This window comes from Fibrobacter sp. (assembly GCA_012523595.1).
Lineage (GTDB): Bacteria > Fibrobacterota > Chitinivibrionia > Chitinivibrionales > Chitinispirillaceae > JAAYIG01.
The window spans coordinates 1-10161 of sequence record JAAYIG010000226.1; the positions used below are offsets into that span (position 1 = coordinate 1).

The following is a 10161-nucleotide window of genomic DNA, read 5'->3' on the forward strand; positions in this document are numbered from 1 at the left end:
AAGTTCAAGGTAGAGTGTGCTGATGATGGGGAAAGCGGGTTTAAGGCTGCATTAGCCAGCAAACCGGGTTTGATTGTTCTGGATGTTATGATGGAAGATGCAGATACCGGACTTGAGATTGTCCGCAGGTTCAGAGATGAATCAAGTACTAAAGATATTCCAATATTTCTGGTTACTGGTATCAGGAAACCGGAGTACCTTCTTCAGAGCTATGCTCCGGGAGAGAAGTTTAACAATGTGAAGGATGTTTTTGAAAAACCAGTTGATCCGGCGCGGTTCGAGAAGGCATTATCCGAGATTTAATTGATCCGTTTTTCATGCTGAGTTTTCGGGGGGGATAAAAGATTCTCCCTTTTTTTTTAATTTTTAGATTATGTTTAGAAGACAGGGAATTGTGTGCGGTTTTCACTGAATCAGACTCCGTAAATAGTTGTTTAAATGCAAATACATATATGGTATTATTAGATTCCTGTATTGGAATCAGAAAAGACGTGAGTTATTTTTTTATACTGATCTAATGTTAAGTAAACGCCCAGACCATCATTTTTCTGACGATGGTAATAATTTGAGAAACAATTATGAGCTTTGAGACACAGAAAAACTTTGTTGGAAAAACTCAAACCATAATTCTTGCTGAAGTTCAATCAGAGCGCTGGTTATCCTGGATAAGGTTGATTATAGGGGGAATCTATTCCGTCCCTGCTATTTTCAGCGCTTTACTGGGCAGAACATCTCAGCAGGCTTTTCTGGTTCAGGGAATCGCTATTATCGCACTTCTGAGCTACAGCAGTTATTATCTGTTTCATCGCACCAGACGTCTGTCCCGAATCTATTTCCTTTACATCATGGTAACTCTCGATGTAGCTGTAATCACAGCTATTCTCTGGTCCTATCATTTGAACGGGGCTGGATTCAATTTTATCACCAGTGCAATATTCGGGGCCTATTTTGTTGCCATCGCATTCACCTCTCTTCATCATAAAACAAGTTTATCAATTTACTGTGGAATTCTTTCAGCCATTGGGTTTTCCATTCTTTACTATGCCTTTTCAACTGATACTTCACTGCCGTCCAATTTTATCAGTGATTACACAATTCGTATTGGGTTGCTCATGACTGTTGCCGGACTGGGGGCAATTGTCTCCCGGAACAACTCCCGTACTATCCAGCAGGTTGTTTCATCAGAGATAAGGTATCACAACCTTGTCCATCGCTTGCCTGAAATGCTTTTTACTCTCGATTCACATGGAACTTTTCTCTGGGCAAACAGCGCAAGTCACTCTATTCTGGGGATTCCTTCCAAAATTCTTTCGGGTAGAAATCTCCGCAGTTTCCTTGTGTCACCCGATCTTCTGAAGCTTGAACAGAGCGGGATTAAAGGAACATTTGAAATTCGTGATTTCAACGGCAACCGCAAGTTTGTGGATTGCATTATTCAGGGTATTGAGGGGGAGTCGGGGAGTGCGGCATACGAGGGGATAATCTCGGATGTAACCGACAGGGAACTGGCTATTTCTCAGCGTGAAGAGATGGTGAACAGGCTGTTTCAATTCCAGAAGATGGAGTCTCTGGGAACTCTGGCCAGTGGAATGGCTCATGATTTCAACAATATCCTTCAGACAGTCAATGATATTACCAGCATGGTAGAGAAAGAGAGTAATGAGCCTGAGACCAGAAGGAAGATGGAGCTTGTTAAGGAATCCATGGCTGACGCGCGGTTTTTAATTTCTGAGCTCTTTGCTCTGGGCAGAAAAAAACCTTTTGATTACAAACCCATTAACCTGAATAGTTTTCTGGAAACAATAACACAGCAGTTCAGAAATCAGCTTGGTCCCTCTTATACGCTCTCCATGGATCTTTCTTCGAATCCCTTCTGGATTCAGGGGGATCCCGATTACCTGAAACGGGTTTTTCAGAACCTTATCGGGAACGCCCGTGATGCCATGCCTGGTGGAGGAAGTATAAAAGTTTCCTGCACTGGTCCTGAAGAGGGGTCAGGTGCGAACAATGTGATAATAAGGGTCAGCGATTCAGGCTCGGGGATTTCAGCAGAATTGACGGAGAAAATATTTGATCCGTTTTTCACGACGAAAAAACCCGGCAAGGGAACGGGGCTGGGCCTGGCTCTTGCCCGCAGGATAATTATGCTTCACAATGGCAGTATATGTGTGGAGAAAAGCGGTCCTGATGGTACCGTATTCAAGATTCAGATACCAATCAGTGATGCAGAGGATCTGGAAAGCGATACCAGAACACTTATGCTCAACAAGATACATACCTCCGTACTGCTTCTGGATGATGATCCCAAGATAAGAGAGGTGCTCAAGATTTTTCTGCTTGAGTTTAAGTACACAATTCTGGAAGCCTCAAACAGCGATCAGGCAGTCTCCAGACTTCAGAAGCATCTTAAACAGTGCCAGATAGTAGTAATGGACTGGAAGTTAGGAAACGAGGATCCCCTGCAGGTAATAAGGAGAATGAGGGAGATCAAGAATGATCTGATTGTGATAGTAGTTTCCGGATATGCTCCGGATCAAAAAGCCATCGAGATGATGAATATACATAAATGGTTTACCAAACCCTATGACAAGAACCAGCTTGACATAGAGATTCAGCGGGCTCTTCACAGGAATGAACCCGCTAAGTAGTTCTCAGTGTTGAGAGGGTAAAGCCCTCATTCCATCTGTTCGTTTTCATCTTCCGAAAAAACCTGACTGGTACCACTCCTGTCTTTTTTCTTATCCTTATCTTTTCGGTAGAAATATCTGCGGTCTTTTTCTTTTACCTGATGCTCTCCTTTTATTGCCTGGTCAACATCTTCTGTTTTACCCTTCAGTGATTCTGCGACGGACTCATTTTGTGCAGTTGCTCCTTTAGTTGTCTCTTCCAGATTACCGGTGGTTGATTTGACTGTTTCACCAACCGGACCCTCTGGTCCAGCAGTTTTTGCAGCTTCTGATCCCAACTCTCCAACTGCCTGTCCTGTCTCTTTGCCGATTTCATCGGCGGCTCCTCCAGCTCCTTCTCCGATTTCACCGACGGCTCCTCCGGCTCCTTTTCCAATTTCACCGGCGGCCCCTCCTGCACCTTTACCAATTTCACTCACAGCACCTCCGGCTCCTTCTCCGATTTCGCCGACGGCTCCTCCGGCTCCTTTACCAATCTCACCTACAGCTCCTCCAGCTCCTTTTCCGATTTCACCGACAGCCCCTCCAGCTCCCTTTCCAATCTCTCCGACCGCTTCTCCCACAGGTGCCAGTAGACTTTTAAGGATGTCAGGGTTTTTATCCAGTGTTTCAAGGGCACGGGCCAGGATTTGATATACTCTTTTCAGTCGTACCTTGAGCAGCGCCTGAGCCTCTACACCTTTAATGTCAAGTTCCACATTGGCAATGGACACATCGGCACCCACACTTATTTTAACCAGATTGGCCAGAGCTGCATTAAGAGACACCTTTGCATTCAGATCATCGACTTTAAGCCTTATTTCATCAACTTTCAGTGTGGGGACATCCAGCATTACATCCTGAGTTTCCTCTTCGCCACCCTCTTCCCGTCCTGCTTTTGCCAATTCGTATCTGGTCTCTTCCCGGGTAGTGGGTAGATTATCCTCTTTTTTCTCCTTTTGGACCGGAACAGGTTGTTTCTGTGTACTCTCAGGAGGCTTCTGGTTCATTTTTGCGAAGATCTCTTCCAGTTCCTGTTCTGATGGGGGAGCTTCGCGGGTGGTCTCAAAAATCTTGCCTGTTTTTGGATCTGTAACTTTGTAGGTAGGCATTTATTCTTTCACCTCAATCTTAAACCGTTTTTGATCAATTTTCCCGATTTCCTTTTTTTCAGGATTCTTTTCTTCAGAAACTTCTGTGTCCTGCTGTTCTTTCTCGCGGCCCTTCTGCATGTTTATTTCATTTGATCTGGATACATTTAAGAGCTGATTTGTTATCCTGTTACTGAGTTTGTCGAGAGATTCCATTCGGCTTGTCAGTCTATCCACTGTTGCTTGCAGTGCATCGGTTTGCTTTATCAGCTTCTTTAAACTTTCCTCCAGACACTTCTCCTTCTTTGCTTTTCCATCAAAGAGTTCGCCAATTGAAGAGATGGTTTTTTTAAGGTCAAATCGCATGATTTTCTCCCTCTTCTTCAGATCCGGAAAAGATGGTATTGCCGGTGTTATTATAGAGATCAAATAATGGTCCAAATTCAATGAACCGGATAAACGGACAGATGCCACAATTTTTATTCACAATTTATGGATCTGAGATCAGGGTTACGGCGTGGATGTTAAGAGTTGTTTATGCGGGTAATTAGATGTACACTAAAAGAAAAAATCTCAGAGACTCAGTTTTGCCGTCAAAGAAAAAGTGTGGGCATTTTAGCCATCGGATTCTGGTGTAAAAAACATGTCCAGTCAGGATTAGCCATCAATTTAAGATTATATTGATTGTATGAGATCAATAAAAGAATACTTGGAATATAGAGATTTCCTCAGGGATTATTATGAGGAGAACAAAAACCAGAAGCCCTATTTTTCTTTCCGCTACATGGAAAACAAGGTTTCTATCGATGCCTCTCATCTGGTAAAGGTTTTCCAGAAGCAACGCCATATAGGGAAAAACTCCATTGAGAAATTTATCAATTTCTGTGATCTCTCCGGCACCGATGCCGAGTATTTTGCTGCACTTGTCCATTTTAACAAAGCCAAATCGGACCGGGACAGCAAGTTTTATTATGAAAAACTGCTTGCATTACGAGGGGTAAAAACCCACTCACTGGAAGAGAGCCAGTATGAGTTCTACACAAAATGGTATTACACTGCAATACTTACACTTCTTGATTTTTGCAGCTTTTCAGGTGATTATAAATCTCTGGCAGCCAGACTGAGTCCACCTGTCACCGAAACAGAGGCAAAAAAAGCTATTGCCTTGCTAAAAAAACTGGGGCTTATTAAAAAGAGGTCTGACGGCACCTACTATTTGACAGACAAACTCATTACTACAGGTGAGCACAGCCGGGCCGCCGCTGTCAGAAATTTCCAGGAAGAGACAATGCGTCTGGCAATAGAGTCGCTGAAACGGCATCCAAGGGAAAAACGGAGCATCTCAACTGTCACTGTAACTATTTCGGAAAAAAATCTGGATAAAGTTAACGAAATGATAAAGGGATTCAGAGAATCGATACTTAAGTATGCCAAAGATGAGCTGATGGCAGATAAGGTTTATCAGTTGAACATTCAGTTCTTTCCACTGACTGATTAAAGTGACCATGAAAAAAGAGATAATATATCTGGCGTTTCTGTCTGCTTTAGCTGTACTGAGGTGCACTAGGATCGACAATCTGGCCGGTGCAGGATCGGAAACCACAAACAGCCTGATGGGAGTGATTTTCCAGGCAGGCCTCAAGCCCGCACCCAATGCGCATGTGCATCTTTTTCCGGCTGATTATGATGCTGTAAAGGGTGATAATCTTCAGAAAGATTTTTCTGACACCACAGATGATCAGGGACGGTATCTCTTTAAAAACTTGCCTGAGGGCACTTATGTAATTCTGGCCAGAAGCAGCACTGAAGAAACAAGTGCGCTTGTGACCGGAGTCAGAACTAACGGAGATATCGTTACGGTCCCAGACGCGGTGCTTGAAATGCCCGGAGAGATTAGAGTTGCTCTGCCTGAGAGAAGAAATGACAGCACCGGTTATGTGTATATTCCGGGCACAGACATCTACGCTTTTTTGGAAAATGAAAGCCATGAAGTGATTCTGGGCAATGTCCCGTCAGGAAGCATTCCAGAAATCGTGTACTCAACAAAAGAAAACCAGTCAATACAGGTGATACGGTCGGGGATAGAGGTGGGGTCGGGAGAGACAGTGGTTGTAGTAAATCCGGAGTGGAGATTTGCCAGAAGCATTTTCTTCAACACAACCTCATCCGGAGCACCTATAAACCAGGCTGTCTACAGTTTTCCAGTGCTGATAAGACTGACATCGGCAAACTTCGATTTCAGTCAGGCCCGGGAAAACGGAGCCGATATTCGCTTTACAAAACCGGACAACTCCTTTCTGGACTTCGAAATAGAAAGATGGGACAGGGATGCTGAACGGGCGGAAATGTGGGTAAGGATCGATACTCTTTCTCCGAACAGCAACTCTCAGTCTATTATCATGTACTGGGGGAACCCGGATTGTGAAAATGGGTCTGATGGAAGTGCTGTGTTTGACACTGCTGATGGTTTTCAGGGAGTGTGGCATCTAGCCGAGAGCGGCAATACGACATCCTTTGATGCTACTTATAATCGTTACAATGGTACCTCTTATGGCATGAGCGATCAATCGTCTGTGGATGGCGTCATAGGCAGAGCACAGTATTTTGATGGTGTATCGAGCCACATAACAATGACTGGTTCTGCTGATGGGAAACTGGACTTTCCTGAGGATGGTTCCTATTCAATCTCACTTTGGGCGTATGCTAACTCCATCGATTCCGCATGGCATGGACTCGCCGGAAAGGGACATCGCCAATATTATCTCCAGTTTAAATGCTTCCCTGATCTCAGTCCTTCATGGGAATTTATTGAATACCAGGACCAGGTTGGCTGGGAGTTCAGTGAATTTTTCCCGCCCTCTACTCCAGCTAGTGGACAGTGGGTTTTCCTTACAGGTGTCCGGGATGGAAATCGCCAGATTCTATATGTAAACGGTGAAATGGTGGTTGATACCATGCTGATCAATCAGAGTGATCTTCCTAGAGTTACTGGCGGAGATTTCACTATTGGATGTCATTTGAATCCCGATTCTCTTCCTGCTCTGCAGGGCTTCAATTTCTTCAATGGGAAAATTGACGAGGTGCGTGTAATAAGCTCAGTTCCTGATGCAGACTGGGTCAGGCTGTGTTATTTGAACCAGAAAGAAGAGGATGTGCTGGTGGTGTTCAGAAAATAAAAATTTCTAACATAAACCTTTTGGAGATTTATAATGAAAAGAGATCTGAAAAGGCGCTTTCTTGTGTTGTTACTTCTCTCAGGCGTCATGACCGCTTACGGACAGAACGACTATGGAGTTCACGATCCCTGCAACATTGTGAAGGAAGGTGACAGGTACTATACATTTTACACCAGCAATGGTGTAGAGTGTGCCTACTCTACCGATCTGTGCACCTGGCGCAGGGGTTCCCGTGTTTTCTCATCCGGATTTCCATCCTGGATTACCCAATATGTGCCTGAATTCGGAGGACACTTCTGGGCTCCGGAGGTGGTCTACATGAATAACAAGTGGCATGTTTACTATTCCTGTTCCAGTTTTGGATCGCGGCAGTCCGCAATCGGGCTTGCTACTTCCTCATCGCTGACAAATCCCAACTGGCAGGATCATGGTATGGTGGTTTACACAAATAATTCCTCCAATCATAATGCGATTGATGCGGATGTGATGCGTACGAGCGATGGAAAAGCATATCTGATTTATGGATCATTCTGGAATGGTATAGTCATGACTGAACTTGACACCACAACAGGAATGCCTTTTAACCGCACAAACCTGACGTATGTAGCGAATGGCAATCCGGAGGCAGGTGCAGCGATTCAGCATGGAGATTATTATTACCTCTTCTTCAACAGGGGAAAATGCTGTGACGGAGTCAACAGCACATATCAGATATTTGTCGGAAGGTCAACCAATCCTCTCGGACCGTTTGTTGACAAAAATGGAACAAGGACGAGCAGCAATGGCGGAACCCTGATTTTATCTACCAGAGGACGCTTTATCGGCCCCGGACATTTCGGGCTTTTCAAGGAGGGAAATTACGAGTTCATGTCATATCACTACTATGATGCCAACCAGAATGGTGCCTCAAAACTCAAGATCAACACTATTACCTGGCAGGATGGGTGGCCTGTAGTGAATACAGATTTCAATCCCTGTGATCCTAGAGAAGTAAAGGATTGTGCAGGAGTAGAAAATGGTACGGCTTATCTGGATCAATGCGGTACATGTGTAGGAGGAAACACAGGAAAGCAGCCATGTACCCGGGACTGTAATGGTGACTGGGGTGGTGATGCTTCTACCGATGAATGCGGTGTTTGTGTCGGCGGTAAGACCGGTTTAGTCCCATGTGCCGGATCTATTCAGGGAGAGGATGCTTTTGATTTCGACGGGGTAATTGAAGATGTAAATGGTGGATTCATCGGTTCAGGATACCTGAACTTTGATAATGAAACCGGCACGACTGCATCGTATTCGATCTGCTCTGATAATGCCTCACGATTCGAACTTGTTCTGCGTTATGCAAACGGTTCATCCGCTGCCAGAAATCTTTCAATTTCTGTAAACGGAACCGTACAGGTAAACAATCTCCAGATGCCTTCCACAGGCTCATGGACAGAGTGGAGAACAGCAAAAGTATCATTGGATCTTCTTCAGGGTAACAACATCATCACTTTCATCTCCCTGAGCAGCGAAGGGGGACCGAATCTGGATGTTATTTCTTTTTCTGATAACCGGCTGCGTAAATGTGCAACCCATGTAAAAGATGTAAAGAGAACGATTACAAACTCTTCGGTTGACTACAAAAACGGAGTAATCTCTCTTTGCATTAAAGATGGGATCAGTGCCACACTTAAAGTCTACTCGATTTCAGGTAAACTGATAAAAACGCTCTTTTCTGGAAAAGCCTCACAGGAAAGTTACAGTATCAGGTTGAATTCATCCGATTTGACCAGAGGAACATACCTGCTGGTTTTGGAGAACAATCTGAATGTAAGGCATGAAAAAGTAATTCATGTGTGGTAGTGTAAGAAATTTATGTCTCTGACAGAGGGGTAAAAGTGAGTACAAACCGCGAATTTATTAAGGTTCTGGCGATCATTACAGCATGTTTTTTTAGTGCGTCCGGTCAGCCTGCTGAATACAGCGGGAATCCCGTATTTAAAGATCTATTTACAGCCGATCCCTGTGCAATAGTTCACAATGACACATTGTATGTATTCACCGGCCATGATGAGCAGACCCGGGAAGGAACGTTTTTCCTCATGCGGGACTGGTATACTTTTTCAACTACAGACATGGTCAACTGGACAAATCATGGCTCGAAACTCAGGCCCGGCAATTTCTCATGGGCAAGTGGCAATGCATTTGCAGGGCATGTGGTGGAGCATAATGGTAAGTTCTGGTGGTATGTTCCCATGACACACAAGACAATCAAGGCAGGTGAGGGTTTTGCCATCGGTGTGGCGGTTGCCGATCATCCGCTGGGCCCATGGAGGGATGCTATCGGGCAGGCGCTTATCACAGACAATACACCTAATTCTATCACTCTCAATATCGATCCTTGTGTCGTTATCGACAATGGAACTCCGTACCTGTACTGGGGCTCCTGGGGTGCTTGCAGGTATGTGAAGCTCAAGGGCAACATGACAGAGATGGATGGACCGGTTCAGAATGTCAATGCCAGGAATTTTTTTGAAGCCCCCTGGATTCACAAGAGAAACAATATTTATTATCTGTCCTATGCTGTCGGGTACCCATCAACAACCGAATACTGTACGAGCAACAGTATTACAGGACCATGGACCTATCGCGGGGTGATAAACGACAGGCTGGAGAACTCCGAAACCAACCATCAGGCAATAATTGAGTACAAATCAAACTGGTATTTCATTTACCACAGTGGCGACCTCCCTGGCGGAGGCACCTATCGCAGATCTGTATGTATCGACAAGCTTGAGTACAACAGTGACGGGACAATAAAAAAGGTAGTACGGACCAAAACAGGCGTCCCACGGATAATTTCTACCGGCACTCAATCCAGATCAGGGGAAAATTTCAGGTTAATTGATAAATTTGAGTCACATCGCAAGTTCTCTCTCTTTGACCTGCAGGGGAGAGTAAGCAGACTGTCTGATCTTAACTGTAAATATCCGCTCAGTACAAGGGTACTGATCAGGAAAAAAAGTGATATCTCCGGTGTATCGGGAACCGTGACAGTTTACTGATAAGCCGAAAATCGGACAGGTGATCAAACTTTCATTCAGAAAGCAGTTTTCCCTTTTTATTATTCCGGCAATTGAATATTTCTCATTCTATGCTGCGTAATTGACAAGTTTATGTTGAAAGAAATTCTTAACTTTATTCTTTTTCTTCTGCAAGCCTTTCATGTATTTACGGAGGCTTGTC

At 44.4% G+C, this 10161-nt stretch carries 8 protein-coding genes; 6 read left to right on the top strand and 2 right to left on the bottom strand.

Annotation, left to right across the window (positions count from 1 at the left end; genetic code table 11):
• The coding region (locus tag GX089_16120) for a response regulator (protein NLP04021.1) at positions 1-303 on the top strand (303 nt) is incomplete at its 5' end.
• A gap of 275 nt (positions 304-578) precedes the next feature.
• Positions 579-2648, top strand: coding sequence for a response regulator (locus GX089_16125; GenBank protein NLP04022.1), 2070 nt, complete (start codon positions 579-581; stop codon positions 2646-2648).
• A gap of 26 nt (positions 2649-2674) precedes the next feature.
• Here the strand turns inward: GX089_16125 and GX089_16130 are convergent, their stop codons facing one another.
• Positions 2675-3778, bottom strand: coding sequence for a hypothetical protein (locus GX089_16130; protein NLP04023.1), 1104 nt, complete (start codon positions 3776-3778; stop codon positions 2675-2677).
• Positions 3779-4123 carry a hypothetical protein gene (locus GX089_16135; protein NLP04024.1) on the bottom strand — a complete coding sequence of 115 codons (345 nt, stop codon included), beginning with the start codon at positions 4121-4123 and terminating at the stop codon, positions 3779-3781.
• 322 nt (positions 4124-4445) lie between these two features.
• Here GX089_16135 and GX089_16140 point away from each other — a divergent pair, with 322 nt between their 5' ends.
• From GX089_16140 to GX089_16155, 4 genes are all read left to right on the top strand, one after another.
• Positions 4446-5255: a TIGR02147 family protein gene (locus GX089_16140; protein ID NLP04025.1), complete on the top strand. Its 810-nt coding sequence runs from the start codon at positions 4446-4448 to the stop codon at positions 5253-5255.
• Positions 5256-5262: 7 nt separating this feature from the next.
• Positions 5263-6933 (top strand): DUF2341 domain-containing protein, encoded by a 1671-nt coding sequence (locus GX089_16145; GenBank protein NLP04026.1) that lies wholly within the window; start codon positions 5263-5265, stop codon positions 6931-6933.
• A gap of 33 nt (positions 6934-6966) precedes the next feature.
• Positions 6967-8778, top strand: a complete 1812-nt coding sequence (locus GX089_16150) for a family 43 glycosylhydrolase (GenBank protein ID NLP04027.1) — start codon at positions 6967-6969, stop codon at positions 8776-8778.
• Positions 8779-8849: 71 nt separating this feature from the next.
• Positions 8850-9980 carry a family 43 glycosylhydrolase gene (locus GX089_16155; GenBank protein NLP04028.1) on the top strand — a complete coding sequence of 377 codons (1131 nt, stop codon included), beginning with the start codon at positions 8850-8852 and terminating at the stop codon, positions 9978-9980.
• Positions 9981-10161 lie beyond the last annotated feature (181 nt).

Bases quoted from the DNA above. Each gene is read 5' to 3' on its own strand.
- GX089_16150 (NLP04027.1), top strand. From the start codon at position 6,967: ATGAAAAGAGATCTGAAAAGGCGCTTTCTTGTGTTGTTACTTCTCTCA.
- GX089_16130 (NLP04023.1), bottom strand. From the start codon at position 3,778: ATGCCTACCTACAAAGTTACAGATCCAAAAACAGGCAAGATTTTTGAG.
- GX089_16140 (NLP04025.1), top strand. From the start codon at position 4,446: ATGAGATCAATAAAAGAATACTTGGAATATAGAGATTTCCTCAGGGAT.
- GX089_16135 (NLP04024.1), bottom strand. From the start codon at position 4,123: ATGCGATTTGACCTTAAAAAAACCATCTCTTCAATTGGCGAACTCTTT.
- GX089_16145 (NLP04026.1), top strand. From the start codon at position 5,263: ATGAAAAAAGAGATAATATATCTGGCGTTTCTGTCTGCTTTAGCTGTA.
- GX089_16125 (NLP04022.1), top strand. From the start codon at position 579: ATGAGCTTTGAGACACAGAAAAACTTTGTTGGAAAAACTCAAACCATA.